Raw genomic sequence first — 25,142 nt, forward strand, 5'->3', positions numbered from 1 at the left:
GAACGATGAACTTGACGCCACGCGAGTCGGACGTACTGCGACTACTGTTGCTCGGCAAGACCAACAAGCAGATCGCGCTTGACTTACAGATCAGCGATTACACGGTGCGCGACCATGTGTCATCGTTGCTTCGGAAACACTGCACGCGCTCTCGCGCGACATTGATGGCAGCGCAATTATCAGGCCACCACGACACCTGTCGGATATGAAGGTGCATCAAACGAGTGCAGCATTACAGCTCAACCCGTTCCGAAAGCCAAACATAAAAATTTAGACTCAAATTAGATTTACACCAAGCGATTCAACCGAAGGTAAACAACTACCTACTACCCCATATTTCAGGAGGCACGCTATGAAGGATTTACTAATCGAAGAGCTCGAGCTGATCGCAGGCGGGTACGGTGTCCCCGGAGCTGTTGTCAATGCAGCCATCGCCGGGGCCGGCTACATCGGGTACCAAAGCATGACAGGTGAAGGCTCAATGAATGGTTTCGCAACGACTGTAGCGGCAGGTGCCATCAGCGGCTTCATAGCAGGCCCTGCGGGTGCGCAAGCCGTTGCAGCCGGAGCTATCGCAGGCACACAGGTCAGTTTTTATAGCGGTATGGCAGGCGGAATGATGAGTAATTGGATGAATGCCGCCGGGACTAACTACAACCGATAGCCGTAAAAACCACAATTTCAATGCGCGCCATCAGCTATGGACAATTAAAATATGGATGCCTTAGGCGCATTAAAATTTGCACTCACGATAGGCGCAAGCCTGACAATCCTACTTGCAGCAAAGCACATACTTTTATACTTCAAGAGAAACATATCAGACCCATTATATCTTCCATTCGCCATCACCTTATCCACATTAACAGCGCTCCACATCGCCGATAAATTGTCACGCACACTGGCCATCGCCTTAGGCATAATCGAATCATAGACATGGAGCCCCTTGAAGCGATCAGACTCAGCCTTACAGTAGGCCTAATAAAAATACCTTTTCCAACTTTTAAACCAAGAACTCCAGAACCTCTAGAATTTTCATTGATCACCGGAGCGCCCGCCATAATTGCTGCCCATATCACAAACACCTATTCACAAACTTTAGGCTCCCTACTCGGACTAACAAACCAACTACAGAAACTTAAAACAACCTTCATCTCGCTAAAAGCAGAAATACATCCCCTCCCGGGCAATCCAGCCAATCGAATCATTGTCGAACCTACTGGAGCCTATGCCAGCGCCACAGTTTCCATAGGGGTCGGAGAAATTAGTTTTTATTGGGGAATGATGGGCGGAGTGACAAACCGTGGGCTGGATGCTGCTGAAACCAACTACAACCGTTGAGTGACGCCCCCATACGAACATAAAACCCATTCTTACTCAGAGAAATCAAATATGACTTGTGTTGGCGTCGTACAATTTTTCTCATCATCACTCTTAATGCTGGCCGGAGTACCAATCTTCAAGATACTAATTTTTATGTTCGACTAGCGCACATCAAAATCACTCGAGCTATTCCTACTATTATTCCCTTCAACCTTCCTATCAGCTTACCTCTCCAACAGATGGTCGCATCAGTTGATAAATTACCTATGCCTAAAAAACTAGATCACGCCTCACTCACACACAATTAACACTCCAAACACCGATCTCAACATACCTTTTATACCGACGACCATGATTATTGACTTCAAAATCACGAAGCACGACTTCACTAGTCTTCACCAAGGTAAATCGCCACTCTTAATCAGTAACGCCATTCGCACACCGTTATCTTTTTCCTGGCCCGACGCCAATGAGATCATCGAGCGAGCGTCTATTGATACAGATGACTTCAAGATTCTCCACAACGGCTTGGTCCCCAAGCAGGAGTACATCGAAACCTTCTACGACGTCGGCATGGTCAGGCACCGGTTGATCAAGCCGGCGCTCTATGAACGCATGAAAAATGGCGCCACCCTGATTGCCAACAAGCTCGTCAACGAACCCAAGATCCACGCCCTGGCCCGCCAGGTGGCGCAGTTCACCGGCCGACAAACCGTCTGCAGCGTGTATGCGGCCTTTGGCCGCCAGGCATCGTTCCAGACCCATTGGGACACCCGCGATATCTTCGCCATCCAACTGATTGGCCGAAAACGCTGGATCATCTACCCACCCAGCTTCGCCGAACCTTTGTTCATGCAGCAGAGCAAGGACCTGGAGCAGGACTACCCCTGCCCGAGCGAGCCGTACATGGACCTGATACTCGAGCCAGGCGACATGCTCTACCTGCCCCGTGGCTGGTGGCACAACCCGCTGCCGTTCGAGGAAGAAACCTTCCACCTCTCCATTGGCACCTTCCCGGCCAATGCCTTGGACTATGTGCACTGGACCATGCAAAAACTACCCGAGCTGCTGGCCGCGCGACAGGCGATGACCACCTTCGAGCAGGACCGCGAGAACCTCGCATCACTCGCCGCGCAACTGGCCGAGCGTCTCACTGACGCAGGTCAGTACCAGACATTCATGGAAGCGTTCGCCATCGCCCAGCGCATCGAGACGCCTCTGGCCATCGATTTGTTCGGCAACCCAAGCATCACACAGCTGCCAGAGGACACCCGGTTGCGCCTGGCCGCCAACAGCACGGCATCGCTCGAGCACGGCCAACTGATCGCCAATGGCGCCCGGATCAACCTGGATGAGTCGGCGCTGCACGTGGTGCGCTGTATCGAGCAAGCCCCTGGTGTTCGCCTGGACCACTTGGCAAACGGGCTGGCCGAAATGGACCCAGCCAAACTACGCGTGCTGCTCCACGACCTGTGCCGTCAGGACATTCTGGAGTTGGTTCGCGCGTGAACACCCAGTCGACAGCTTTGATCGAAGGACACAAGCCATGCGCGTGACCTTGCAGGCCGAAAGCCATGAATGCGCCCTGGCCTGCCTGGTGATGATCGCCGCCGCGCACGGCCTGCACCTGGACCTGGCGACACTGCGTCGGCGCTTCGCCATTTCGAGCAAGGGCACCAGCCTGGCGCAACTGATCCGCCATGCCCAGCAATTGGCGTTCACCTGCCGGCCAGTGCGCCTGGAGCTCGACGAGATCCGCCAACTGCGCCTGCCCTGCATCCTGCACTGGAAACTCAACCATTTCGTGGTGCTGGAGAAATGCCAGGCCAATCGCCTGGTGCTCCTCGACCCCGCCCACGGGCGCCAGCGGGTCTCGCTGGAGGAAGCATCCCGGCACTTCACGGGTGTCGCCCTGGAGCTCTCGCCCAATACCGAATTCACGCCCGCTCGGCACAAGCCTCGCATACGCTTGAGCGCCTTGACCGGACGGATACAAGGGCTCAAGCGAGCGCTGGGCAACATCCTGGTACTGGCGCTCGCCATGGAAATGGTGGCCCTGCTCTCACCCCAGGTAACCCAGTGGGTGGTCGATGGCGCACTGGTGTCGGCGGACCGGCACCTGCTGCTATTGGCAGTGCTGGGCGGCTGCATGCTGATGCTGGTGGACTTTGCCCTGCGCATGGGCCGTGGTTGGATGAACCTGCGCCTCAACCAGCAACTGGCCCTGCAATGGTCGGGCAATCTGTGCAGCCACTTGCTGCAACTGCCCTGGTCTTTTTTTGAACGGCGCCAGCTAGGCGACATCAGCGCACGCTTCCAGTCGCTGTCCGCCATCCGCAACGTGTTGACCAATGGCGCGGTGAGCGTGCTGCTGGATGGCCTGGTCACCGTCATCACCGTGGCCATGATGCTGCTGTACAGCCCTCTGCTGACCTGCATCGTAGGCAGCGCGGTGCTGCTCTACGCGTTGTTGCGCCTGGCGTTCTACCATCCCTTGCGCGGTGCTTCAGAGGAACGAATCGTGCTGAGCGCACGGGAAAACTCATACTTCCTCGAAACGATCCGCACGGCCATGCCGATCAAGCTGTTCAACATGACCTCGGCGCGCCTGGCCTGCTGGCAAAACATGCTGGCCGATGTGCAGAACCGCGACCTCGCCACGCAGAAGATGCTGCTGTTGTTCGCCAGCCTCAATACCCTGGTCTTCGGCATCGAAGGCATGTTGCTGCTGTATGTCGGCGGCATGGCCGTCCTCGACGCAGACCTGTCGCTGGGTATGCTGCTGGCTTTTCTGGCCTACAAGAGCCAGTTCACCGGGCGCGCCAGCAAACTGATCGACCTGGGCATCGAAATCAGCATGCTGTCGTTGCATGCCGAGCGTTTGGCCGATATCGCGCTGGAGCCCATCGAGCCAAGCGCCCAACTGGAAACCGATGTGCGCCGCATCGTGCCCAGTGTCGAATTCAGGGACGTTTCTTTTCGCTATGCCGAAGGGGAACCCTGGATCATCCGCAACCTGTCACTGACCATTGCTGCTGGCGAAGCGGTCGTGATCGTCGGGGAGTCGGGTTGCGGCAAGTCGACGCTGTTCAAACTGATGCTCGGCCTGCTGCAACCTACCGATGGCGAGATTCGGGTCGGTGGCATTCCAGTTCGCCAACTGGGCGTCGAAGGGCTGCGCAGCCTGATAGGCACGGTGATGCAGGACGATCACCTGCTGGCCGGCTCCCTCATGGAAAACATCGCCTGTTTCGACCCTCAAGCCGATCAGGGCGAAATCGAGGCTGCCGCGCGTCAGGCGCATATCCACGACACAATCAACCAGATGCCCATGGGCTACCAGACCCTGGTGACGGAAATGGGCAATGGCCTGTCAGGCGGCCAACGACAAAGGTTGCTGTTGGCCAGAGCGCTGTACAAGCAACCCAGGATCCTGGCCCTGGACGAGGCCACCAGCCAACTGGACCCGCTTGGCGAGCAGTGGGTAACGAAGGCCCTGCAACAGCTGCGCATGACCCGTATCAGCATCGCCCATCGCCAGGAAACCATCGCCTTGGCAAATCGGGTGATACGCCTGCAAAACGGCGCAATCGTCGAGGATTCTCGGCACGCAGCAACGCAGGCCTTGGCTTGATGCCTTGCCTGGACTATCGGTTTGGCCTTGCTCTGGTGCTGCTGCTGACTGCGATGGCCTGCGCCGCGGACGACCTGGTCAGCGCTTATCGGGCCGCTTTGCTACACGACCCACAATGGTCTGCGGCCAACGCCGAGCACCTGGCGGGCCAGGAGTCCGAAGTCCAGGCCCGTGCAGGCCTGTGGCCAGAGCTGTCTTTGCAGGCGCAGCAGGCGTGGACGCGTACCCAGTACCAACTCGAACACGAGGCGATGAGCGATAGCCGCCGGAACCAGACACTCAGCATTCAATTGGTCCAGCCACTGTTTCGCTGGAAGCATTGGGTCCAGTACCAGCAAGGCACCCAGCAAGCGGCCCTGGCCACCTGTCGCTTTCACGAGGCGCGCCAAGCCTTGCTCCTGCGGGTCGCCGAGGCCTACTTCGAAGTGCTCGGCACAGAGGCGCAGGTGCATGCCTTGCGCCAGCAGCAAACTGCTGGTGTTCAGCTCCTGGCCAGCGCTCGCAAGCATTTCGAACTTGGCAATGCCAGCATCACCGATATGCATGACGCACAAGCCAGCGCCGAGCAGACTAAGGCAGCGTTGATTGCGGCCATCAGCCAGGTCGAAAAGGCGCGGCATGCATTGGCGAGCATGACCGGTCGATCGCCCGGCGTCTTGCGCGACCTACGTGAAGGCGTGCAATTCCCCGCACCAGCGCCAGCCGACATCGCTTTCTGGCTGGCATCGGCGCGACAGGATGCCTATGCAGTCCAGGTGCAGGCGCTGCGCCTGGCAATCGCGCAGAACGAAGTTCGCAGTCGCAATGCCGAGCATCTGCCAACGCTCGACCTGGTAGCGAACCGAGGTATCCAGCAGCAGCCCAGCATGGGCAATGAACGCAGCGACCTGTCCAGCATCAGCCTGCGCTTTCAGCTACCGCTGTACGGTGGTGGACGCGCTACCTCGGCGGTACGCCAAGCACAGGCCTTGCGAGCGCAAAGCGAGGCCCTGCACGAGGACGCCATGCGCATCGCGCAACTTCAAGTCCATGAAGCCTGGTTGGAGATACGTGATGGCCAGGCGCAGGCACGGTCTCTGGGGACCGCGAAGTCTTCCGCCACGACCGCCCTGGAAGCCAATCGCCTGGGATACCAAGTAGGCGTGCGTGTCAGCCGAGACGTGCTGGACGCCCAAGGGCGGCTCACCGAGGTGACGCAACGACTGGCTCGAGTGCGCTACGCCATACTGCTCGCCCAACTACGCTTGAAGGCCGCCGTGGGTGGACTGATGGAAAAAGACCTGCATGCGGTCAACGGGCTGCTTGCCTACTCCGAGCAGCACCTGAACGCTGAAGCGATACGCCCATGAATACAGGGTCAGAACAAGGATCATGACAAAGGCGGTTGTGTAGGCCGACATCATTTTAGGAAATGAACTACACAGCCTCCCTATACTGGCTTGCTAGGTTTCCTGTTCCACCGGGGCGGGATAAACCACCATGACCATGAAGCAGTTTCTGATCGTTCTCTGCCTCTGCGCACCGCAACTGGCCCAGGCTACGGCACCCGCTCCAGCCAACAGCGACGACCACCGAGCCACTGCGCACCTCAGCGCCGAGCAAGCGCGGCGCATGGCTACCGCCGCCGAGCAGGCAGCTCTGGCCCACGGGCATGCCATCGTCGACAATCACGGCAACCTGAAGCACTTCCATCGCATGGACGGCACCAGCAGCGGCAGCGTACAAGTCGCGCAACTCAAGGCCTCGACATCGGCGCGCTTTCCGGCCTCCTCTCGTTCGCTGGGCGAACGAAGCGCCGCGTTACCCGCCAATCCCTATGCCTCACTACCAGGCTTTCTATTGCTGGAGGGCGGCTTGCCGATCATGGATGCCAAGGGTGCGCATATCGGCGGTATCGGTATCAGTGGTGCGACACCGGAGTTGGACGCCCAGTTCGCCCAGGCCGCGCTCGACGCAAGCTGATCAGCAGCTGCGCCAACGTCCTGGCGGGCTCAATAAAAAACCCCTGAAACTTGCGTTTCAGGGGTTTCTGGCAACCCGTACGGCTCGAACTTAGAACGGAATATCGTCGTCGAAGCTGTCGAAATCAGCGGCTGGCTGCGGAGCCGGCTGTTGCGCGGCCGGGCGCTGCGGGGCCTGCTGCGGGCGCGGAGCCTGCTGACGTGGGGCCTGCTGGTTGTACTGCTGCTGGCCGCCCTGGTTGTAGTTGCCGCCACCCTGGTTGTACGGGTCGCCGCCCTGCTGCTGGCCCTGCGGACGACCGCCGAGCAGCTGCATGGTGCCGTTAATGTCAACGATGATCTCGGTGGTGTAGCGCTTGATGCCGTCCTTTTCCCACTCACGGGTCTGCAGCTTGCCCTCGATGTAGCACTGCGAACCTTTACGCAGGTATTCACCGGCGATCTCGGCGACCTTGCCGAACAGCGAGACGCGGTGCCACTCGGTGCGCTCGACCTTCTGGCCGGACTGCTTGTCGGTCCACTGCTCGCTGGTGGCCAGGCTCAGGTTGGTCACGGCGTTACCGTTGGGTAGGTAGCGGACTTCGGGATCCTGACCGCAGGTGCCGACCAGAATGACTTTGTTAACCCCACGGGCCATAACGTTCTCCTAGGCTTCGCACGCCGAAGAGGCTGGGTTCACCAGTCGCTCGAGGGTCGCACGGTCCAAAATTTTCGTATCCAGTTTGATATAGATGGCGGCTTCGTCTGCCACCACCACAGCGTCGGTCACACCCGGCACGGCCATCAGGCGCTCGGTCAGTCCGGCTTCCCGGACCGCTTCCGGCGTCAGCGGCATGCGCAGGCTGGTCACGTAGGGTGGCTCGTTCATGCGCAACGCGGTGAGCAACCACAGGACGCACAACACGGCACACCCCAGGAACACCATGCTCAAGCCACCGTGCTGGAACAACCAGCCACCGAGGATGCCTCCCAGCGCGGCACCGAGGAACTGGCTGGTGGAATACACCCCCATCGCCGTCCCCTTGCCACCGGCAGGCGACACCTTGCTGACCAGCGAAGGCAAGGATGCCTCCAGCAGGTTGAATGCGGTAAAGAATACCACGGTGCCGATCACCAGTCCGTGCAAGTTGTCAGCCCACTGCCAGAAGAACACCTCCACCAGCAGCAGAACACTGACCGCGCCGAGCAACACGCGTTTCATCTTGCGCTTCTTCTCTCCATAAATGATGAAGGGGATCATTGCAAAAAATGAAACCAGCAGCGCGGTCAGGTACACCCACCAGTGCTCCTCCTTGGGCAGCCCGCCGCGCTCGACGAAGGCCAGGGGCAGCGCGACGAAGCTGGCCATCAGGATGGCGTGCAGCACGAAAATGCTGATGTCCAGGCGCAGAAGGTCCGGATTGCGCAGGGTCGGGCCGAGGGCTTGACGGGCAACACCGGACTCTCGATGTGTCAGCACGCTGTGCGAGTTGGGCACGACGAAGGCGATCAGGCCAATGCCGACCAGGGCAAGTCCTGCGGTGGCGAGGAACAATCCTGACAAGCCAAAGGCGCGGGTCAGCAGCGGCCCAACCACCATCGCCACGGCGAACGACAGGCCGATGCTCATGCCGATCATGGCCATGGCCTTGGTGCGATGCTGTTCGCGGGTCAGGTCGGAGAGCAGCGCCATGACCGCTGCGGAAATCGCTCCGGCGCCCTGCAGGATGCGCCCCGCGATCACGCCCCAGATCGAGTCGGCCTGGGCCGCCAGCACGCTGCCCAGGGCAAAGATGACCAGTCCCAGGTAGATCACCGGGCGACGGCCGATGCGGTCGGAAATCACCCCGAACGGAATCTGCAGCACGGCTTGCGTCAGGCCGTAGGCGCCGATGGCCAGGCCGATCAGTGCCGGCGTGGCGCCCGCCAGGTCCATGCCGTAGGTGGCCAGCACCGGCAGTACCATGAACATGCCCAGCATACGAAAGGCAAAGACCAGGGCCAGGCCGCTCGCGGCGCGGGTTTCGCTGCCGCTCATGCGTTCGTTGTGGGTGTCGTGCATGGATTAACCTCGTGTGAACCGGCGGCGATTCTATCAGTCCGACGCCTTGCCGGCATATACGCGACGCTTTGCCGCGTACTGGCGGCGCGCCGTATACTCCTTTGTTTATGCCCGCCGAGCGAGGCCGTAGTGGACAAGATCCTGATCCGTGGGGCACGTACCCACAACCTGAAGAACATCGACCTGACCCTGCCTCGGGACAAGCTGATCGTGATCACCGGCCTGTCCGGATCCGGCAAGTCCTCGCTGGCGTTCGACACGCTGTACGCCGAGGGTCAGCGTCGCTATGTTGAATCGCTGTCGGCCTATGCCCGGCAGTTCCTGTCGATGATGGAAAAGCCCGACGTCGACACCATCGAAGGCCTGTCGCCGGCCATTTCCATCGAGCAGAAATCGACCTCGCACAACCCGCGTTCGACCGTGGGCACCATCACCGAGATCTACGACTACCTGCGCCTGCTCTACGCCCGCGTCGGCACCCCACGCTGCCCGGATCACGATATCCCGCTGGAGGCGCAAACGATCAGCCAGATGGTCGACCTGGTGCTGGAAAAACCCGAGGGCAGCAAGCTGATGCTGCTGGCCCCGGTGATCCGCGAACGCAAGGGCGAGCACCTGGCGGTGTTCGACGAACTGCGCGCCCAGGGCTTCGTCCGCGCCCGGGTCAACGGCAAGCTCTACGAGCTGGACGAGCTGCCCAAGCTCGACAAGCAGAAGAAGCACAGCATCGACGTGGTGGTGGACCGCTTCAAGGTGCGCGCCGACCTGCAGCAGCGTCTGGCGGAATCGTTCGAGACCGCGCTCAAGCTGGCCGACGGCATCGCCCTGGTCGCGCCGATGGATGACGAAGAAGGCGAAGAGATGATCTTCTCCGCGCGTTTCGCCTGCCCGATCTGCGGCCATGCGATCAGCGAACTGGAGCCCAAGCTGTTCTCCTTCAACAACCCGGCCGGCGCCTGCCCGACCTGCGATGGCCTGGGGGTGAAGCAGTTCTTCGACACCAAGCGCCTGGTCAACAGCGAGCTGACCCTGGCCGAGGGGGCGATCCGCGGCTGGGACCGGCGCAACGTCTACTACTTCCAGATGCTCGGCTCGCTGGCGGCACATTACGGGTTCAGCCTCGAGGAGCCGTTCGCCCAGCTCTCGGCGGATCACCAGAAGGTGATCCTGCACGGCAGCGGCAAGCAGAGCGTCGACTTCAAGTACCTCAATGACCGTGGCGACATCGTCAAGCGCTCGCACCCGTTCGAGGGCATCGTGCCCAACCTCGAGCGCCGTTACCGCGAGACCGAGTCGGCGACCGTGCGCGAAGAGCTGGCCAAGTTCCTCGGCACCCAGCCCTGCCCGGACTGCCGTGGCACTCGCCTGCGCCGCGAGGCGCGCCATGTCTGGGTCGGTGAAAAGACCCTGCCGGCGGTGACCAACCTGCCGATCGGCGAGGCCAGCGATTATTTCAGCGACCTGACCCTGACCGGCCGCCGCGGCGAGATCGCCGCGAAGATCCTCAAGGAGATCTGCGAGCGCCTGCAGTTCCTGGTCAACGTCGGCCTCGACTACCTGACCCTGGACCGCAGCGCCGAGACGCTCTCCGGCGGCGAGGCCCAGCGCATTCGCCTGGCCAGCCAGATCGGCGCCGGCCTTGTAGGGGTGATGTACATCCTCGACGAGCCGTCCATCGGCCTTCACCAGCGGGACAACGACCGCCTGCTGGCCACCCTCAACCACCTGCGCGACCTGGGCAACACGGTGATCGTCGTCGAGCATGACGAAGACGCCATCCGCCTGGCCGACTATGTGGTGGACATCGGACCGGGCGCGGGCGTGCACGGCGGGCAGATCGTCGCCGAGGGTTCGCCCGAGGAAGTGATGGCGCACCCCGACTCGTTGACCGGCAAATACCTGTCGGGGCGCAAGAAGATCGTCGTGCCGGCCAAGCGCACGCCCCGCAACAAGAAGCTCTCGCTCAAGCTCAAGGGCGCCCGTGGCAACAACCTGCAGAACGTCGACCTGGAGGTGCCGATCGGCTTGCTGACCTGCGTGACCGGCGTGTCCGGCTCAGGCAAGTCGACACTGATCAACAACACCCTGTACCCCCTGGCCGCCACCGCGCTCAATGGCGCGAGCAGCCTGGAGCCGGCCGCCCATGCCAGCATCGATGGCCTGCAGCATCTGGACAAGGTGGTCGACATCGACCAGAGCCCGATCGGGCGTACGCCCCGCTCCAACCCGGCGACCTATACCGGCATCTTCACACCGATCCGTGAACTGTTCGCCGGCGTCCCGGAATCCCGCTCGCGTGGCTATGGCCCCGGGCGCTTCTCGTTCAACGTCAAGGGGGGGCGCTGCGAGGCCTGCCAGGGCGACGGCCTGATCAAGGTGGAGATGCACTTCCTGCCGGACATCTATGTGCCGTGCGATGTGTGCAAGAGCAAGCGCTACAACCGCGAGACCCTGGAGATCAAGTACAAGGGCAAGAACATCCACGAGGTGCTGGAAATGACCATCGAGGATGCCCGTGAGTTCTTCGACGCGGTCCCGGCACTTGCCCGCAAGCTGCAGACCTTGATGGACGTGGGGCTTTCGTACATCAAGCTGGGGCAATCGGCCACGACGCTGTCGGGTGGCGAAGCGCAGCGGGTCAAGCTGTCACGCGAGCTGTCCAAGCGCGATACCGGCAAGACCCTGTACATCCTCGACGAGCCGACCACCGGCCTGCACTTCGCCGATATCCAGCAACTGCTGGACGTGCTGCACCGCCTGCGTGACCACGGCAATACCGTGGTGGTGATCGAGCACAACCTGGATGTGATCAAGACCGCCGACTGGCTGGTGGATCTGGGGCCGGAAGGTGGCTCCAAGGGTGGGCAAATCATTGCCTGCGGCACGCCGGAAGAGCTGGCTGAGAAGAAGCAGTCCTATACCGGGCATTACCTCAAGCCGCTGCTGGAGCGCGACCGGGCATAAAGCGATGGGGGCGCTTTGCGCCCCTTTCGCGGCCTTGTGCCGCGAAAGGGCTGCAACGCAGCCCCCAGCTTTTACATCTGCGACTGCAGGTAGTTCTCGAGGCCAATGGCCTTGATCAGCCCCTGCTGCTTCTCCAGCCAGTAGGTGTGATCCTCTTCGGTATCCGCCAACTGCGCGCGCAGGATGTCACGGCTGATGTAGTCCTTGTGCAGCTCGCACAGCTCGATGCCCTTGCACAGCGCGGCACGGACCTTGTACTCGAGCTTGAGATCGGCCTCGATCATTTCCGGCACGGTACTGCCCACCTCCAGGTCGTCCGCACGCATGTCGGGCGTGCCTTCGAGCATGAGGATACGGCGCATCAGGGCGTCGGCATGCTGGGTCTCTTCTTCCATCTCGTGGTTGATACGTTCGTAGAGCTTGGTCAGGCCCCAGTCTTCGTACATCCGCGAGTGAATGAAGTACTGATCGCGTGCTGCCAGTTCGCCCTTCAGCAACGTGACGAGATAGTTGATTACGTCCGGGTGACCTTGCATCGCCCTGCTTCTCCCTGTGAATACGTCAATGCCACATAGTGTGAACCAGGTTTTGCTCGTGGTCACTGAAAAACGCGCAATCGGAAGCAAAAAATCGGTTAAACAGTAGTGATATTCATTGAAAAACCGCCCAAATGAGGGCGGTTCTTCTTATCACTTCGACTTAGGCGAGATTCAGGCCCAACGCCTTGGTGATCCCCTCTCCGTAGGCCGGGTCCGCCTTGAAGAAGTGCTGCAACTGACGCTGCACCACATCCTCGCTGACCCCGGCGAGGGTGCCGGCGATGTTGTTGATCAGCAGCGCCTTCTGCTCGTCGTTCATCAGACGGAACAGCGCCCCCGCATGGCTGTAGTAGTCGTTGTCCTCGCGGTGATCGTAGCGATCCGCCGAGCCGTTCAGCGCCAGCGCGGGCTCCGCATGGCGTGGCGACTGCTTCGGTGCATCCGTGTAGCTATTGGGCTCGTAGTTCGGGGCACTGCCGTAGGCACCCGTGGCCATGGAGCCGTCGCGCTGGTAGCTGTTCACCGGGCAGCGAGGCGCATTGACCGGCAGCTGCTGATGGTTGGTGCCCACACGGTAGCGGTGCGCATCGGCATAGGCGAACACGCGCCCCTGCAACATGCGGTCCGGCGACAGGCCAACCCCCGGCACCATATTGCTTGGGCCGAACGCGGCTTGCTCGACCTCGGCAAAGTAGTTGAGCGGGTTGCGATTGAGTTCCAACATGCCGACTTCGATCAGCGGGTAGTCCTTCTGCGACCAGGTCTTGGTCACATCGAAGGGGTTTTCGTCGCGGCTGGCGGCCTCGGCTTCGCTCATCACCTGGATGCACACCGTCCAGCGCGGGAAGTCGCCACGCTCGATGGCCTCGAACAGGTCACGCTGAGCGTAGTCCGGGTCGCTGCCGGCCAGGCGCGCGGCGTCGGCCGGGGCCAGGTTCTTGATGCCCTGCTGGGTCTTGAAGTGCCACTTGACCCAGGTGCGCTCGCCTTTGGCATTGATCAGGCTGTAGGTGTGGCTGCCAAATCCGTGCATGTGACGGTAGCCATCCGGAATACCTCGATCGGAGAACAGGATGGTGACCTGGTGCAACGCCTCGGGTGAATGCGACCAGAAGTCCCACATCATCTGCGCGTTCTTCAGGTTGCTCTGCGGATGACGTTTCTGGGTATGAATGAAATCGGGGAACTTCAAGGGGTCGCGTATGAAGAACACGGGGGTGTTGTTGCCGACGATGTCCCAGTTGCCTTCCTCGGTGTAGAACTTGACGGCGAATCCGCGCGGATCACGCTCGGTGTCCGCGGAGCCGCGCTCACCGCCTACGGTAGAGAAGCGCAGGAACGTCTCGGTCTGCTTGCCAACGCTGTCGAACAGCTTGGCGCTGGTCAGCTCGGTGATGTCGCGGGTGACGGTGAAGGTGCCGTAGGCGCCCGAGCCCTTGGCATGCACGCGGCGCTCAGGAATGTTCTCGCGATTGAAATGGGCCAGCTTCTCGATCAGATGAAAGTCATCGAGCAGCAGCGGGCCGCGCGGGCCGGCGGAACGGGAGTTCTGGTTGTCAGCTACAGGTGCACCGCTGGCGGTAGTGAGAATCTTGCTCATGGGCTCTCCTTATCGGTCTTGAACTGCCGGCTAATCGGCTTGGAGAGAGTATTGTCGAGCAAGGTTACAAGAACAAATTCATTACATGACTTGCATCAATAGAAAATAACAATTCATAAGACAACAAAAAACCGGGCCAGGGCCCGGTTTCTTGTAGCAGACAGAACGTCTTACTCGGCAGCTTCTACAGCACCACCGACCGGACGATCAACCAGCTCGACGTACGCCATAGGCGCGTTGTCGCCAGCGCGGAAACCGCACTTCAGGATGCGCAGGTAGCCGCCCTGACGGGTGGCGTAACGCTTGCCCAGATCGTTGAACAGTTTGCCAACGGCGGACTTCGAACGGGTACGGTCGAAGGCCAGACGACGGTTAGCTACGCTGTCTTCCTTGGCCAGGGTGATCAGCGGCTCGGCAACGCGGCGCAGTTCCTTGGCTTTCGGCAGGGTGGTTTTGATCAGCTCGTGCTCGATCAGCGACACTGCCATGTTCTGGAACATAGCCTTGCGGTGAGAGCTGGTACGGCTCAGGTGACGTCCACTTTTACGATGACGCATGATTCATTCCTTACCAAACACTACGTTCGGTGATTACGACGATCAGGCAGTCGCCTTGTCGTCTTTCTTAAGACTTGCAGGCGGCCAGTTGTCGAGGCGCATGCCGAGAGACAGACCACGGGAGGCCAGGACGTCCTTGATTTCAGTCAGGGACTTCTTGCCCAGGTTAGGAGTCTTCAACAGCTCTACTTCGGTACGCTGAATCAGGTCGCCGATGTAGTAGATGTTCTCCGCCTTGAGGCAGTTGGCCGAACGTACGGTCAGTTCCAGGTCGTCAACCGGGCGCAGCAGGATCGGATCGATCTCGTCTTCCTGCTCGACCACGACCGGCTCGCTGTCACCCTTGAGGTCGACGAACGCGGCCAGCTGCTGTTGCAGGATGGTCGCGGCGCGGCGAATGGCCTCTTCAGGATCCAGGGTGCCATTGGTCTCCAGATCGATGACCAGCTTGTCCAGGTTGGTACGCTGTTCAACACGGGCGTTCTCGACCACGTAGGCGATACGACGCACCGGGCTGAACGAAGCGTCCAGCTGAAGACGGCCAATGCTGCGGCTTTCGTCCTCGTCGGTCTGACGGGAGTCGGCCGGCTCGTAACCGCGACCACGAGCTACGGTGAGCTTCATGTTCAGGGCGCCGTTGGACGCCAGGTTCGCGATTACGTGATCGGGGTTGACGATCTCGACATCGTGATCCAGCTGAATATCGGCAGCGGTAACCACCCCCGAACCCTTTTTCGACAAGGTCAGCGTAACTTCGTCACGACCGTGCAGCTTGATAGCCAGGCCTTTCAGGTTCAACAGGATTTCAATGACGTCTTCCTGTACACCTTCGATCGCGGAGTACTCGTGGAGTACGCCATCGATCTCGGCCTCGACTACTGCACAGCCAGGCATGGAGGACAACAGGATGCGGCGCAGCGCGTTGCCCAGGGTATGGCCGAAGCCACGCTCGAGAGGCTCGAGCGTGATCTTGGCGCGGGTTGGACTGACAACCTGCACATCGATGTGGCGGGGTGTCAGAAACTCATTTACCGAAATCTGCATGGATGCACCTATTTTCTAGCCCTTACTTGGAGTAGAGCTCGACAATCAGGTTTTCGTTGATGTCGGCGGACAGGTCGCTACGAGCAGGAACGTTCTTGAAAACGCCCGACTTCTTAGCAGCATCCACGTCAACCCACTCAACGCGGCCACGCTGTGCGCACAGTTCAAGGGCTTGAACAATGCGCAGCTGGTTCAGCGACTTCTCGCGAACTGCGACCACGTCACCCGGACGAACTTGGTAGGATGGAATGTTTACGGTCTTGCCGTTGACGCTGATCGCTTTGTGCGAAACCAGCTGACGGGACTCGGAACGGGTGGAACCGAAGCCCATACGGTAAACGACGTTGTCCAGACGGCACTCGAGCATCTGCAGCAGGTTCTCACCGGTGGCGCCTTTTTTCGAGGCTGCCGCTTGGTAGTAACCGCGGAATTGACGCTCCAGTACACCGTAGATACGACGGACTTTTTGTTTCTCGCGCAGCTGGGTACCGTAGTCGGACTGACGGCCACGGCGCTGGCCGTGGATACCTGGGGCTGCTTCGATGTTGCACTTCGATTCCAGAGCGCGAACGCCGCTCTTCAGGAACAGGTCAGTGCCTTCACGGCGAGACAGTTTGCATTTTGGACCAATGTAACGTGCCATTTATCTGTCTCCTGATTACACGCGACGCTTCTTCGGCGGACGGCACCCGTTGTGCGGGATTGGCGTCACGTCGGTGATGCTGGCGATCTTGTAGCCGCAGCTGTTCAGTGCACGAACGGCGGACTCACGACCTGGACCTGGACCCTTGACGTTGACGTCGAGGTTCTTCAGACCGTATTCCAGCGCAGCTTGACCAGCACGCTCGGCAGCGATCTGAGCTGCGAACGGGGTGGATTTGCGCGAACCACGGAAACCCGAACCACCGGAAGTAGCCCAGGACAGTGCGTTGCCCTGACGGTCGGTGATGGTCACGATGGTGTTGTTGAAAGACGCATGGATGTGGGCGATGCCATCAACCACTGTCTTTTTGACTTTCTTACGAGGACGAGCAGCAGGTTTTGCCATGTCTATATTCCTGGGCGATTACTTGCGGATCGGCTTACGCGGGCCCTTACGGGTGCGTGCGTTGGTCTTGGTGCGCTGACCGCGAACCGGCAGACCTTTACGATGACGCAGGCCGCGGTAGCAACCCAGGTCCATCAAGCGCTTGATCTTCATGTTGATGTCACGACGCAGGTCACCTTCGGTGGTGAACTTCGCGACTTCGCCACGCAGGGTTTCGATTTGCTCGTCGCTCAGATCCTTGATCTTTGCGGCTGGGTTTACACCAGCGTCTGCACAGATTTTCTGTGCAGTAGTGCGACCGACACCATAGATGTAGGTCAGCGAGATAACAGTATGCTTGTTATCTGGAATGTTGACGCCTGCAATACGGGCCATTCAGTGGGACTCCAATTGACAGCTACCTACGCCCCGGAAGCCAAGAAATAGGGCGCGAGATAATATCGCTGTAGAAACGAATAATCAACCCAGCAGCACACTAGCTGCTGGGTTTGAAACGCGGATCACACTCAGCCTTGGCGCTGCTTGTGACGCGGTTCCGCGCTGCAGATCACGCGAACGACGCCTTCGCGACGAATGATCTTGCAGTTGCGGCACAGCTTTTTCACCGATGCACGAACTTTCATTACCGACTCCTCGAACCTTAGGAGGCCTATCAGCGCAGCAGACCGCTGCCACCGTAGCCTTTCAGGTTGGCTTTCTTCATCAGGGATTCGTACTGGTGCGAAACGAGGTGCGATTGTACTTGGGACATGAAGTCCATCACAACCACTACCACAATCAGCAACGAGGTCCCGCCAAGGTAGAACGGCACGTTTGCTGCCACCACCAGGAACTGGGGCAGAAGGCAGACGGCCATCATGTAAAGAGCACCGAACATGGTCAAACGGGTCAGAACGCCATCAATGTAGCGCGCCGACTGCTCACCAGGACGGATACCCGGAATAAAGGCACCGGACTTCTTCAGGTTTTCCGCTACGTCTTTCGGGTTGAACATCAACGCTGTGTAGAAGAAGCAGAAGAAAATGATCCCTGCACTAAACAGCAGAATGTTCAACGGCTGACCAGGAGCGATCGACTGCGAGATGTCCTGCAGCCAGCCCATACCTTCGGACTGACCGAACCAGGCACCCAGCGAAGCCGGGAACAGCAAGATGCTGCTCGCGAAAATGGCCGGAATCACGCCCGCCATGTTCACCTTCAGCGGCAAGTGGCTGGTCTGCGCAGCGAAGACCTTGCGGCCCTGCTGACGCTTGGCGTAGTGAACGGCGATACGACGCTGACCACGCTCAATGAACACCACGAAACCGATAATCGCTACTGCCAGCAAACCGATAGCGACCAGGGCGAAGATATTGATATCGCCCGTACGCGCAGACTCGAAAGACTGCCCGATTGCTCTCGGAAGACCGGCAACGATACCTGCGAAGATCAACATCGAGATACCGTTGCCCACACCGCGCTCGGTGATCTGCTCGCCCAGCCACATCATGAACATCGCGCCCGCCACGAAGGTGGAGACAGCGACGACATGGAAGCCGAGACCAGCAGAAAACGCCACGCCCTGGTTGGCCAGGCCAATGGACATGCCAATGGCTTGAACCAGCGCCAGGATAACGGTGCCGTAGCGGGTGTACTGGCTGATCTTGCGACGGCCAGCTTCACCTTCCTTCTTCAACTGCTCCAGCTGCGGGCTGACAGCGGTCATGAGCTGCATGATGATCGACGCCGAGATGTACGGCATGATCCCCAGTGCAAAGATGCTCATGCGCTCCAGCGCGCCGCCGGAAAACATGTTGAACAAGCTAAGAATGGTCCCCTCATTCTGCCGGAACAGATCCGCGAGACGGTCCGGGTTAATGCCTGGTACCGGGATGTGCGCGCCAATCCGATAGACGATGATCGCCATGAACAGAAAGCGCAGACGAGCCCAGAGTTCCGACATCCCGCCCTTACCGAGCGAAGAGAGAGCACCTTGCTTAGCCATTTATTCCTCGAACTTGCCGCCAGCTGCTTCGATAGCCGCACGTGCACCTTTGGTGACGGCGATACCCTTGAGGGTGACTGCGCGAGTGACTTCGCCCGACAGCATGATTTTCACGCGCTGTACGTGCTGACCGATCACGTTGGCGTCCTTGAGGGACTGAACGGTGATCAGATCGCCTTCCACCTTGGCCAGCTCGGACAGACGCACTTCGGCGCGGTCCATGGCTTTCAGGGAAACGAAGCCGAACTTCGGCAGGCGACGGTGCAGCGGCTGTTGACCGCCTTCGAAGCCTGGAGCAATGGAACCACCGGAACGGGAGGTCTGACCTTTGTGGCCACGGCCACCGGTCTTACCCAGACCGCTACCGATACCACGACCCGGACGGTGCTTCTCGCGACGGGAACCCGGCGCTGGACTCAGATCATTGAGTTTCATCGATTAACCCTCGACCTTCAGCATGTAGTAGGCCTTGTTGATCATCCCGCGGTTCTCGGGAGTATCCTGGACTTCTACAGTGTGACCGATGCGACGCAGACCCAGGCCTTTAACACACAGCTTGTGGTTAGGCAGACGGCCCGAGACGCTCTTGATCAGCGTTACTTTGATGGTTGCCATGATCAGATGATCTCCTCGACAGTCTTGCCGCGCTTGGCAGCAATGGACTCAGGGGATTGCATGGCTTTCAGACCCTTGAAGGTGGCGTGAACCACGTTCACCGGGTTGGTCGAACCGTAGCACTTGGCCAGAACGTTCTGAACGCCAGCAACTTCCAGGACGGCACGCATTGCGCCGCCGGCGATGATACCGGTACCTTCCGACGCAGGCTGCATGTAGACCTTCGAGGCGCCGTGGGCGGCCTTGGTGGCGTACTGCAGGGTGGTGCCTTTCAGGTCGACCTGAATCATGTTGCGACGAGCAGCTTCCATGGCTTTCTGGATCGCGGCTGGTACTTCGCGCGATTTGCCACGGCCAAAGCCAACACGACCCTTGCCATCACCCACCACGGTCAGCGCGGTGAAGGTGAAGATACGGCCGCCTTTAACGGTTTTGGCTACGCGGTTAACTTGAACCAGCTTCTCGATGTAGCCTTCGTCGCGCTTTTGATCGTTATTTGCCATAACTTAGAACTCCAGCCCGCCTTCACGAGCAGCATCAGCCAGCGCTTTGACGCGGCCGTGGTACTTGAAGCCGGAACGGTCAAAGGCAACTTGAGATACACCGGCGGCTTTCGCACGCTCAGCTACCAGCTTGCCAACCTTAGTGGCCGCGTCGATGTTGCCGGTGGCGCCATCACGCAGTTCTTTGTCCAAGGTCGAGGCGCTTGCCAGAACCTTGCTGCCGTCGGCCGAAATGACCTGGGCATAGATGTGCTGCGAGGAGCGGAACACGCACAGACGCACGGCTTCGAGCTCGTGCATTTTCAGGCGTGCTTTGCGAGCGCGACGCAGTCGAGTAACTTTTTTGTCGGTCATTTGCTAGGCCCTACTTCTTCTTGGCTTCTTTACGACGGACTACTTCGTCCGCGTAACGCACACCCTTGCCCTTGTAAGGCTCTGGCGGACGGAAGGCGCGGACTTCAGCGGCCACCTGACCCACCAGCTGCTTGTCGATACCCTTGATCAGGATGTCGGTCTGGCTTGGGGTTTCAGCAGTGATACCGGCTGGCAGTTCGTAGTCCACTGGGTGCGAGAAGCCCAGAGCCAGGTTCAGGACAGTGCCCTTGGCCTGAGCCTTGTAACCAACACCGACCAGCTGGAGCTTGCGCTCGAAGCCTTGGCTTACGCCCTGGACCATGTTGTTCACCAGGGCGCGGGTGGTACCGGCCATGGCGCGAGCTTGCTGGTCACCGTTGCGAGCGGAGAAACGCAGCTCACCAGCTTCTTCGGTAACTTCAACAGACGAGTGAACGTTCAGTTCGAGAGTGCCCTTGGCACCCTTCACCGAAAGCTGCTGGCCGGCGAATTTGACTTCGACGCCTGCTGGCAGCTTAACGGGGTTCTTAGCGACGCGAGACATGCCTATCTCCCCTTAGAACACTGTGCACAGAACTTCGCCGCCGACACCGGCAGCGCGCGCAGCGCGGTCAGTCATCACACCTTTGTTGGTGGAGACGATAGACACGCCCAGGCCGCCACGTACTTTCGGCAGCTCAGTGACGGCCTTGTACTGGCGCAGGCCAGGACGGCTGGTACGCTTCAGTTCCTCGATGACCGGACGGCCTTCGAAGTACTTCAGTTCGATCGACAGGGAAGGCTTGGCTTCGCCGGTGACTTCGTAGCCAGCGATGTAGCCTTCGTCTTTCAGTACTTTGGCAACCGCGACCTTCAGGGTGGAAGAAGGCATGCTTACGACAGACTTTTCAGCCATCTGGGCATTACGGATGCGAGTTAGCATGTCCGCTAACGGGTCCTGCATACTCATGGGCTAGATGCTCCTGATACAAGAATTATTAGCCTTGCGGCTATCACAACCACCCGGGCAGGCAGGGCAAAAAACCCAGGCTCAGGTGAGCCGGTCATTCTAGACACAAGGCAGAAACGAAACAAGCCCCATATAGGGGCTTGTTTCGTTGCGAGGTCACCGACGGTCGGAAGATCGCTCCCCTTCCGTCGGTGGTCACGCCAACCGGGATTACCAGCTGGCCTTGACCAGACCTGGCACGTCACCACGCATGGCGGCTTCGCGCAGCTTGTTACGGCCGAGGCCGAACTTGCGGTACACGCCGTGCGGACGGCCGGTGATGCGGCAACGGTTACGCAGGCGCGAGGCGCTGGCGTCACGTGGTTGCTTCTGCAGGGCGACAACGGCAGCGAAGCGCTCTTCAGGAGAGGCGTTCAGGTTGACGATGGTCGCTTTCAGCTCGGCACGCTTTTTGGCGTACTTGGCTACCGTGAGCTGACGCTTCAGCTCGCGGTTCTTCATGCTCTTCTTGGCCATTTTCCTACTCCAATCAGTTGCGGAACGGGAACTTGAAAGCACGCAGCAGAGCGCGGCCTTCGTCGTCCGAACGAGCAGTGGTGGTCAGGGTGATGTCCAAACCGCGCAGAGCATCGATCTTGTCGTAATCGATTTCCGGGAAGATGATCTGCTCTTTCACGCCCATGCTGTAGTTGCCACGACCGTCGAAGGACTTGGCATTCAGGCCGCGGAAGTCGCGAACCCGTGGCAGGGAGATCGCCAGCAGGCGGTCCAGGAACTCGTACATCTTTTCGCGACGCAGGGTCACCTTGACACCGATCGGCCAACCCTCACGGACTTTGAAGCCCGCGATGGATTTACGAGCGAAGGTCACGACCGGCTTTTGACCGGTGATCTTTTCCAGATCGGCAACAGCGTGCTCGATGACTTTCTTGTCACCGATGGCTTCGCCCAGACCCATGTTCAGGGTGATTTTGGTAACGCGCGGAACTTCCATCACGTTCGACAGCTTAAGTTCTTCCTTAAGCTTAGGAGCGATTTCGTTCCGGTAAATCTCTTTCAGTCGTGCCATGGTCTTCTACCTAGCAGTGTTCAAGCATCAACCGCTTTTTGGGTCGACTTGAAGACACGAATTTTTTTACCGTCTTCTACTTTGAAGCCAACGCGATCAGCCTTGTTGGTTTCGCTGTTGAAGATGGCAACGTTGGAAGCGTGCAGAGGCGCTTCTTTCTCGACGATACCGCCCTGGACGCCCGCCATCGGGTTAGGCTTGGTGTGGCGCTTGACCAGGTTGACACCACCGATGACCAGACGGTCATCAGCGAGCACCTTCAGCACCTTACCGCGCTTACCTTTGTCTTTGCCGGCGATCACGATGATCTCGTCGTCACGACGAATCTTTTGCATGTCGGATCTCCTTAGAGCACTTCAGGGGCGAGCGAAACGATCTTCATGAACTTCTCGGTACGAAGTTCACGGGTCACTGGCCCGAAGATGCGAGTGCCGATCGGCTCTTGCTTGGTGTTCAGCAGAACAGCAGCGTTACCGTCGAAACGAATGATGGAACCGTCAGCGCGACGTACACCGTGACGGGTACGGACGACAACAGCGGTCATCACCTGGCCTTTCTTGACCTTACCGCGCGGAATCGCTTCCTTGACGGTTACCTTGATGATGTCACCGATGCCGGCGTAACGGCGGTGGGAACCGCCGAGCACCTTGATGCACATGACGCGACGAGCGCCGCTGTTATCGGCCACATCGAGCATGGATTGAGTCTGAATCATAAAATTTCTCCGACCCCTAGCCCTTAGACTTCAACAGCGCGTTCGAGGACTTCAACCAGTGCCCAGGACTTGGTCTTGGCCAGCGGACGGGTTTCACGGATGGAAACCTTGTCGCCGATCTTGCACTGGTTGGATTCGTCGTGCGCGTGCAGCTTAGTCGAACGCTTAACGTATTTACCGTAGATCGGGTGCTTTACGCGACGCTCGATCAGAACGGTGATGGTCTTGTCCATTTTGTCGCTGACGACACGGCCAGTCAGCGTACGGACGGTTTTTTCAGCTTCAGCCATGATCACTTACCTGCCTGCTGGTTGAGCACAGTTTTCACGCGAGCGATGTCACGCTTAACTTGCGAGAGCAGGTGCGACTGCCCCAACTGGCCAGTTGCTTTCTGCATGCGCAGATTGAACTGGTCGCGCAGCAAGCCGAGCAGTTGCTCATTCAGTTGCTGTGCCGATTTTTCACGAAGTTCATTCGCTTTCATCACATCACCGTCCGCTTAACAAAGGAGGTGGCGAGAGGCAGCTTTGCAGCAGCCAGGGCGAAAGCTTCGCGCGCCAGCTCTTCAGAAACACCCTCGATCTCGTACAGGACTTTGCCTGGCTGGATCTGGGCAACCCAGTACTCCACGGAACCCTTACCTTTACCCATCCGCACTTCGAGAGGCTTCTTGGTAACCGGCTTATCCGGGAATACACGGATCCAGATCTTGCCGCCACGTTTTACGTGACGGGTCAGGGCACGACGTGCCGACTCGATCTGGCGAGCGGTGAGACGACCGCGAGCGACAGCTTTCAGAGCGAATTCGCCGAAGCTGACCTTGCTACCGCGCAGTGCCAGACCACGGTTGTGGCCAGTCATCTGCTTGCGGAATTTTGTACGCTTTGGTTGCAACATTTGGCGTACCCCTTACTTAGCAGCTTTTTTACGAGGCGCTGGTGCTTGAGGCTTCAGCTCTTCCTGGCGACCACCAATCACTTCGCCTTTGAAGATCCAAACCTTGACACCGATCACACCATAGGTGGTGTGAGCTTCGTAGGTGTTGTAGTCGATATCGGCACGCAGGGTGTGCAGAGGCACACGACCTTCGCGATACCACTCGGTACGTGCGATCTCGGCACCGCCGAGACGACCGCTCACCTGGATCTTGATGCCCTTGGCACCAATACGCATGGCGTTCTGCACGGCGCGCTTCATGGCGCGACGGAACATAACGCGGCGCTCCAGCTGCTGGGCAACGCTCTGAGCAACCAGCATGGCGTCGAGCTCCGGCTTGCGGATCTCTTCGATGTTGATGTGCACAGGCACACCCATCTGCTTGGTCAGGTCCTGACGCAGTTTCTCAACATCTTCACCTTTCTTGCCGATAACGATACCGGGACGAGCGGTGTGGATGGTGATGCGTGCAGTTTGAGCCGGACGATGGATATCGATACGGCTTACGGACGCGCTTTTTAGTTTGTCTTGGAGGTACTCACGCGTTTTCAGATCCTTCAACAGGTAATCTGCGTAAGTAGCGCCGTCTGCATACCAGACGGAGGTGTGCTCCTTGACGATTCCCAGGCGAATGCCAGTGGGATGTACTTTCTGACCCATCTGATCGACTCCGTTACTTGTCCGCAACCTTGACAGTGATATGGCAAGACCGCTTGACGATGCGATCAGCACGGCCCTTGGCACGTGGCATGATGCGCTTCAGCGAACGCCCTTCGTTGACGAAGACGGTGGAGACCTTCAGGTCATCAACGTCTGCGCCTTCGTTGTGTTCGGCGTTGGCAACGGCCGACTCGAGGACTTTCTTCATGATTTCAGCGGCTTTTTTGCTGCTGAAGGCCAACAGGTTGAGCGCTTCGCCCACCTTCTTCCCGCGGATCTGGTCGGCGACCAAGCGGGCTTTCTGGGCGGAGATTCGAGCGCCCGACAACTTAGCGGCTACTTCCATTTCCTTACCCCTTAACGCTTGGCTTTCTTGTCAGCCACGTGCCCGCGATAGGTGCGGGTACCGGCGAACTCGCCCAGTTTGTGGCCGACCATGTCTTCGTTCACGAGAACGGGGACGTGTTGGCGACCGTTATGTACCGCGATGGTCAGACCGACCATTTGTGGCAGGATCATCGAACGGCGCGACCAGGTTTTAACTGGCTTGCGATCGTTCTTCTCCACCGCCACTTCGATCTTCTTCAGCAGGTGAAGATCGATAAAAGGACCTTTTTTCAGAGAACGTGGCACTGTCGTATCCCTCTAG

35 protein-coding genes are annotated in these 25,142 nt (G+C 59.1%); 8 read left to right on the forward strand and 27 right to left on the reverse strand.

Annotated features, from left to right (window positions below; translation table 11 throughout):
• The first annotated feature begins 5 nt into the window (after positions 1-5).
• The 7 genes from N7422_RS18575 (at position 6) to N7422_RS18605 (ending at position 6,916) form a co-directional block, all read left to right on the forward strand.
• Positions 6-209, forward strand: coding sequence for a LuxR C-terminal-related transcriptional regulator (locus N7422_RS18575; protein WP_279807921.1), 204 nt, complete (start codon positions 6-8; stop codon positions 207-209).
• A 143-nt stretch (positions 210-352) separates the two neighbouring features.
• The gene (locus N7422_RS18580) at positions 353-664 is read left to right on the forward strand and encodes a hypothetical protein (protein ID WP_279807922.1); all 312 of its coding nucleotides are present in this window, start codon (positions 353-355) and stop codon (positions 662-664) included.
• A 269-nt stretch (positions 665-933) separates the two neighbouring features.
• Positions 934-1,338 (forward strand): hypothetical protein, encoded by a 405-nt coding sequence (locus N7422_RS18585; protein ID WP_279807923.1) that lies wholly within the window; start codon positions 934-936, stop codon positions 1,336-1,338.
• A 510-nt stretch (positions 1,339-1,848) separates the two neighbouring features.
• Entirely contained in the window at positions 1,849-2,829 is a 981-nt protein-coding gene (locus N7422_RS18590; protein ID WP_347815271.1) for a cupin domain-containing protein, read from the forward strand.
• A 37-nt stretch (positions 2,830-2,866) separates the two neighbouring features.
• Entirely contained in the window at positions 2,867-4,954 is a 2,088-nt protein-coding gene (locus N7422_RS18595) for a peptidase domain-containing ABC transporter (RefSeq protein ID WP_279807925.1), read from the forward strand.
• Positions 4,954-6,303: a TolC family outer membrane protein gene (locus N7422_RS18600; protein ID WP_279807926.1), complete on the forward strand. Its 1,350-nt coding sequence runs from the start codon at positions 4,954-4,956 to the stop codon at positions 6,301-6,303. The genes N7422_RS18595 and N7422_RS18600 overlap by 1 nt, the downstream gene beginning before the upstream one ends.
• 130 nt (positions 6,304-6,433) lie before the next feature.
• Positions 6,434-6,916 (forward strand): heme-binding protein, encoded by a 483-nt coding sequence (locus N7422_RS18605; RefSeq protein WP_279807927.1) that lies wholly within the window; start codon positions 6,434-6,436, stop codon positions 6,914-6,916.
• A 90-nt stretch (positions 6,917-7,006) separates the two neighbouring features.
• Here the strand turns inward: N7422_RS18605 and N7422_RS18610 are convergent, their stop codons facing one another.
• Both N7422_RS18610 and N7422_RS18615 read right to left on the reverse strand, forming a co-directional pair.
• Complete coding sequence (locus tag N7422_RS18610) at positions 7,007-7,552, reverse strand: single-stranded DNA-binding protein (protein WP_279807928.1); 546 nt, start codon at positions 7,550-7,552, stop codon at positions 7,007-7,009.
• Positions 7,553-7,561: 9 nt separating this feature from the next.
• Positions 7,562-8,956: an MFS transporter gene (locus N7422_RS18615; protein WP_279807929.1), complete on the reverse strand. Its 1,395-nt coding sequence runs from the start codon at positions 8,954-8,956 to the stop codon at positions 7,562-7,564.
• Between the two features lie 129 nt (positions 8,957-9,085).
• On the opposite strand from N7422_RS18615, the gene uvrA reads away from it, so the two are divergent.
• Positions 9,086-11,920, forward strand: coding sequence for an excinuclease ABC subunit UvrA (gene uvrA, locus N7422_RS18620; RefSeq protein ID WP_279807930.1), 2,835 nt, complete (start codon positions 9,086-9,088; stop codon positions 11,918-11,920).
• Between the two features lie 71 nt (positions 11,921-11,991).
• Here uvrA and bfr read toward each other — a convergent pair whose 3' ends face one another.
• From bfr to rpsS, 25 genes are all read right to left on the reverse strand, one after another.
• A complete protein-coding gene (gene bfr, locus N7422_RS18625) occupies positions 11,992-12,456 on the reverse strand; it encodes a bacterioferritin (RefSeq protein ID WP_028690240.1) in 465 nt (154 codons plus the stop codon).
• 163 nt (positions 12,457-12,619) lie between these two features.
• Positions 12,620-14,059: a catalase gene (locus N7422_RS18630; RefSeq protein ID WP_279807931.1), complete on the reverse strand. Its 1,440-nt coding sequence runs from the start codon at positions 14,057-14,059 to the stop codon at positions 12,620-12,622.
• A 170-nt stretch (positions 14,060-14,229) separates the two neighbouring features.
• On the reverse strand, positions 14,230-14,616 hold the full coding sequence (gene rplQ / locus N7422_RS18635; RefSeq protein WP_003255451.1) for a 50S ribosomal protein L17: 387 nt from the start codon (positions 14,614-14,616) through the stop codon (positions 14,230-14,232).
• A 42-nt stretch (positions 14,617-14,658) separates the two neighbouring features.
• Positions 14,659-15,660: a DNA-directed RNA polymerase subunit alpha gene (gene rpoA, locus N7422_RS18640; RefSeq protein ID WP_003255452.1), complete on the reverse strand. Its 1,002-nt coding sequence runs from the start codon at positions 15,658-15,660 to the stop codon at positions 14,659-14,661.
• A gap of 22 nt (positions 15,661-15,682) precedes the next feature.
• The gene (gene rpsD, locus N7422_RS18645) at positions 15,683-16,303 is read right to left on the reverse strand and encodes a 30S ribosomal protein S4 (RefSeq protein ID WP_134693401.1); all 621 of its coding nucleotides are present in this window, start codon (positions 16,301-16,303) and stop codon (positions 15,683-15,685) included.
• Positions 16,304-16,318: 15 nt separating this feature from the next.
• A complete protein-coding gene (gene rpsK / locus N7422_RS18650; protein WP_003255454.1) occupies positions 16,319-16,708 on the reverse strand; it encodes a 30S ribosomal protein S11 in 390 nt (129 codons plus the stop codon).
• 18 nt (positions 16,709-16,726) lie between these two features.
• On the reverse strand, positions 16,727-17,083 hold the full coding sequence (gene rpsM / locus N7422_RS18655; RefSeq protein WP_003255457.1) for a 30S ribosomal protein S13: 357 nt from the start codon (positions 17,081-17,083) through the stop codon (positions 16,727-16,729).
• A gap of 131 nt (positions 17,084-17,214) precedes the next feature.
• The gene (gene rpmJ, locus N7422_RS18660) at positions 17,215-17,331 is read right to left on the reverse strand and encodes a 50S ribosomal protein L36 (RefSeq protein ID WP_002555468.1); all 117 of its coding nucleotides are present in this window, start codon (positions 17,329-17,331) and stop codon (positions 17,215-17,217) included.
• A gap of 29 nt (positions 17,332-17,360) precedes the next feature.
• Complete coding sequence (secY, locus tag N7422_RS18665) at positions 17,361-18,692, reverse strand: preprotein translocase subunit SecY (protein ID WP_003255459.1); 1,332 nt, start codon at positions 18,690-18,692, stop codon at positions 17,361-17,363.
• Positions 18,693-19,127, reverse strand: coding sequence for a 50S ribosomal protein L15 (rplO, locus tag N7422_RS18670; protein WP_011531896.1), 435 nt, complete (start codon positions 19,125-19,127; stop codon positions 18,693-18,695).
• 3 nt (positions 19,128-19,130) lie between these two features.
• Complete coding sequence (gene rpmD, locus N7422_RS18675) at positions 19,131-19,307, reverse strand: 50S ribosomal protein L30 (RefSeq protein WP_279807932.1); 177 nt, start codon at positions 19,305-19,307, stop codon at positions 19,131-19,133.
• A gap of 2 nt (positions 19,308-19,309) precedes the next feature.
• Entirely contained in the window at positions 19,310-19,810 is a 501-nt protein-coding gene (rpsE, locus tag N7422_RS18680) for a 30S ribosomal protein S5 (protein ID WP_023629184.1), read from the reverse strand.
• Positions 19,811-19,813: 3 nt separating this feature from the next.
• Positions 19,814-20,164, reverse strand: a complete 351-nt coding sequence (gene rplR / locus N7422_RS18685; RefSeq protein WP_011531893.1) for a 50S ribosomal protein L18 — start codon at positions 20,162-20,164, stop codon at positions 19,814-19,816.
• A 10-nt stretch (positions 20,165-20,174) separates the two neighbouring features.
• Positions 20,175-20,708 (reverse strand): 50S ribosomal protein L6, encoded by a 534-nt coding sequence (gene rplF / locus N7422_RS18690; RefSeq protein WP_279807933.1) that lies wholly within the window; start codon positions 20,706-20,708, stop codon positions 20,175-20,177.
• Between the two features lie 12 nt (positions 20,709-20,720).
• Positions 20,721-21,113: a 30S ribosomal protein S8 gene (rpsH, locus tag N7422_RS18695; protein WP_134693400.1), complete on the reverse strand. Its 393-nt coding sequence runs from the start codon at positions 21,111-21,113 to the stop codon at positions 20,721-20,723.
• 210 nt (positions 21,114-21,323) lie between these two features.
• Positions 21,324-21,629, reverse strand: a complete 306-nt coding sequence (gene rpsN / locus N7422_RS18700; protein WP_279807934.1) for a 30S ribosomal protein S14 — start codon at positions 21,627-21,629, stop codon at positions 21,324-21,326.
• 13 nt (positions 21,630-21,642) lie between these two features.
• Entirely contained in the window at positions 21,643-22,182 is a 540-nt protein-coding gene (rplE, locus tag N7422_RS18705) for a 50S ribosomal protein L5 (RefSeq protein ID WP_012316517.1), read from the reverse strand.
• Positions 22,183-22,202: 20 nt separating this feature from the next.
• Positions 22,203-22,517: a 50S ribosomal protein L24 gene (rplX, locus tag N7422_RS18710; protein WP_279807935.1), complete on the reverse strand. Its 315-nt coding sequence runs from the start codon at positions 22,515-22,517 to the stop codon at positions 22,203-22,205.
• An 11-nt stretch (positions 22,518-22,528) separates the two neighbouring features.
• Entirely contained in the window at positions 22,529-22,897 is a 369-nt protein-coding gene (gene rplN / locus N7422_RS18715; RefSeq protein ID WP_008089810.1) for a 50S ribosomal protein L14, read from the reverse strand.
• A gap of 23 nt (positions 22,898-22,920) precedes the next feature.
• Entirely contained in the window at positions 22,921-23,187 is a 267-nt protein-coding gene (gene rpsQ, locus N7422_RS18720; RefSeq protein ID WP_008089812.1) for a 30S ribosomal protein S17, read from the reverse strand.
• Positions 23,188-23,189: 2 nt separating this feature from the next.
• Complete coding sequence (rpmC, locus tag N7422_RS18725; protein ID WP_002555481.1) at positions 23,190-23,381, reverse strand: 50S ribosomal protein L29; 192 nt, start codon at positions 23,379-23,381, stop codon at positions 23,190-23,192.
• On the reverse strand, positions 23,381-23,794 hold the full coding sequence (gene rplP, locus N7422_RS18730; protein WP_009397508.1) for a 50S ribosomal protein L16: 414 nt from the start codon (positions 23,792-23,794) through the stop codon (positions 23,381-23,383). Before rplP ends, rpmC begins: the two co-directional genes overlap by 1 nt.
• 12 nt (positions 23,795-23,806) lie before the next feature.
• Positions 23,807-24,493, reverse strand: coding sequence for a 30S ribosomal protein S3 (gene rpsC, locus N7422_RS18735; RefSeq protein WP_003255481.1), 687 nt, complete (start codon positions 24,491-24,493; stop codon positions 23,807-23,809).
• Between the two features lie 13 nt (positions 24,494-24,506).
• Positions 24,507-24,839 carry a 50S ribosomal protein L22 gene (rplV, locus tag N7422_RS18740; protein ID WP_003103908.1) on the reverse strand — a complete coding sequence of 111 codons (333 nt, stop codon included), beginning with the start codon at positions 24,837-24,839 and terminating at the stop codon, positions 24,507-24,509.
• 11 nt (positions 24,840-24,850) lie between these two features.
• Positions 24,851-25,126, reverse strand: coding sequence for a 30S ribosomal protein S19 (gene rpsS, locus N7422_RS18745; protein WP_010486981.1), 276 nt, complete (start codon positions 25,124-25,126; stop codon positions 24,851-24,853).
• Between the last annotated feature and the right edge of the window lie 16 nt (positions 25,127-25,142).

Origin of the sequence: Pseudomonas sp. GD04091 (genome assembly GCF_029836165.1) — a bacterium.
Taxonomy (GTDB): Bacteria; Pseudomonadota; Gammaproteobacteria; order Pseudomonadales; family Pseudomonadaceae; genus Aquipseudomonas.

What these genes read in the sequence shown, in the direction of transcription:
- N7422_RS18575 (WP_279807921.1), top strand. Translation starts at nt 6, where the DNA reads ATGAACTTGACGCCACGCGAGTCGGACGTACTGCGACTACTGTTGCTC.
- N7422_RS18580 (WP_279807922.1), top strand. Translation starts at nt 353, where the DNA reads ATGAAGGATTTACTAATCGAAGAGCTCGAGCTGATCGCAGGCGGGTAC.
- N7422_RS18585 (WP_279807923.1), top strand. Translation starts at nt 934, where the DNA reads ATGGAGCCCCTTGAAGCGATCAGACTCAGCCTTACAGTAGGCCTAATA.
- N7422_RS18595 (WP_279807925.1), top strand. Translation starts at nt 2,867, where the DNA reads ATGCGCGTGACCTTGCAGGCCGAAAGCCATGAATGCGCCCTGGCCTGC.
- N7422_RS18600 (WP_279807926.1), top strand. Translation starts at nt 4,954, where the DNA reads ATGCCTTGCCTGGACTATCGGTTTGGCCTTGCTCTGGTGCTGCTGCTG.
- N7422_RS18605 (WP_279807927.1), top strand. Translation starts at nt 6,434, where the DNA reads ATGACCATGAAGCAGTTTCTGATCGTTCTCTGCCTCTGCGCACCGCAA.
- N7422_RS18610 (WP_279807928.1), bottom strand. Translation starts at nt 7,552, where the DNA reads ATGGCCCGTGGGGTTAACAAAGTCATTCTGGTCGGCACCTGCGGTCAG.
- N7422_RS18615 (WP_279807929.1), bottom strand. Translation starts at nt 8,956, where the DNA reads ATGCACGACACCCACAACGAACGCATGAGCGGCAGCGAAACCCGCGCC.
- bfr (WP_028690240.1), bottom strand. Translation starts at nt 12,456, where the DNA reads ATGCAAGGTCACCCGGACGTAATCAACTATCTCGTCACGTTGCTGAAG.
- N7422_RS18630 (WP_279807931.1), bottom strand. Translation starts at nt 14,059, where the DNA reads ATGAGCAAGATTCTCACTACCGCCAGCGGTGCACCTGTAGCTGACAAC.
- rplQ (WP_003255451.1), bottom strand. Translation starts at nt 14,616, where the DNA reads ATGCGTCATCGTAAAAGTGGACGTCACCTGAGCCGTACCAGCTCTCAC.
- rpoA (WP_003255452.1), bottom strand. Translation starts at nt 15,660, where the DNA reads ATGCAGATTTCGGTAAATGAGTTTCTGACACCCCGCCACATCGATGTG.
- rpsD (WP_134693401.1), bottom strand. Translation starts at nt 16,303, where the DNA reads ATGGCACGTTACATTGGTCCAAAATGCAAACTGTCTCGCCGTGAAGGC.
- rpsK (WP_003255454.1), bottom strand. Translation starts at nt 16,708, where the DNA reads ATGGCAAAACCTGCTGCTCGTCCTCGTAAGAAAGTCAAAAAGACAGTG.
- rpsM (WP_003255457.1), bottom strand. Translation starts at nt 17,083, where the DNA reads ATGGCCCGTATTGCAGGCGTCAACATTCCAGATAACAAGCATACTGTT.
- rpmJ (WP_002555468.1), bottom strand. Translation starts at nt 17,331, where the DNA reads ATGAAAGTTCGTGCATCGGTGAAAAAGCTGTGCCGCAACTGCAAGATC.
- secY (WP_003255459.1), bottom strand. Translation starts at nt 18,692, where the DNA reads ATGGCTAAGCAAGGTGCTCTCTCTTCGCTCGGTAAGGGCGGGATGTCG.
- rplO (WP_011531896.1), bottom strand. Translation starts at nt 19,127, where the DNA reads ATGAAACTCAATGATCTGAGTCCAGCGCCGGGTTCCCGTCGCGAGAAG.
- rpmD (WP_279807932.1), bottom strand. Translation starts at nt 19,307, where the DNA reads ATGGCAACCATCAAAGTAACGCTGATCAAGAGCGTCTCGGGCCGTCTG.
- rpsE (WP_023629184.1), bottom strand. Translation starts at nt 19,810, where the DNA reads ATGGCAAATAACGATCAAAAGCGCGACGAAGGCTACATCGAGAAGCTG.
- rplR (WP_011531893.1), bottom strand. Translation starts at nt 20,164, where the DNA reads ATGACCGACAAAAAAGTTACTCGACTGCGTCGCGCTCGCAAAGCACGC.
- rplF (WP_279807933.1), bottom strand. Translation starts at nt 20,708, where the DNA reads ATGTCTCGCGTCGCTAAGAACCCCGTTAAGCTGCCAGCAGGCGTCGAA.
- rpsH (WP_134693400.1), bottom strand. Translation starts at nt 21,113, where the DNA reads ATGAGTATGCAGGACCCGTTAGCGGACATGCTAACTCGCATCCGTAAT.
- rpsN (WP_279807934.1), bottom strand. Translation starts at nt 21,629, where the DNA reads ATGGCCAAGAAGAGCATGAAGAACCGCGAGCTGAAGCGTCAGCTCACG.
- rplE (WP_012316517.1), bottom strand. Translation starts at nt 22,182, where the DNA reads ATGGCACGACTGAAAGAGATTTACCGGAACGAAATCGCTCCTAAGCTT.
- rplX (WP_279807935.1), bottom strand. Translation starts at nt 22,517, where the DNA reads ATGCAAAAGATTCGTCGTGACGACGAGATCATCGTGATCGCCGGCAAA.
- rplN (WP_008089810.1), bottom strand. Translation starts at nt 22,897, where the DNA reads ATGATTCAGACTCAATCCATGCTCGATGTGGCCGATAACAGCGGCGCT.
- rpsQ (WP_008089812.1), bottom strand. Translation starts at nt 23,187, where the DNA reads ATGGCTGAAGCTGAAAAAACCGTCCGTACGCTGACTGGCCGTGTCGTC.
- rpmC (WP_002555481.1), bottom strand. Translation starts at nt 23,381, where the DNA reads ATGAAAGCGAATGAACTTCGTGAAAAATCGGCACAGCAACTGAATGAG.
- rplP (WP_009397508.1), bottom strand. Translation starts at nt 23,794, where the DNA reads ATGTTGCAACCAAAGCGTACAAAATTCCGCAAGCAGATGACTGGCCAC.
- rpsC (WP_003255481.1), bottom strand. Translation starts at nt 24,493, where the DNA reads ATGGGTCAGAAAGTACATCCCACTGGCATTCGCCTGGGAATCGTCAAG.
- rplV (WP_003103908.1), bottom strand. Translation starts at nt 24,839, where the DNA reads ATGGAAGTAGCCGCTAAGTTGTCGGGCGCTCGAATCTCCGCCCAGAAA.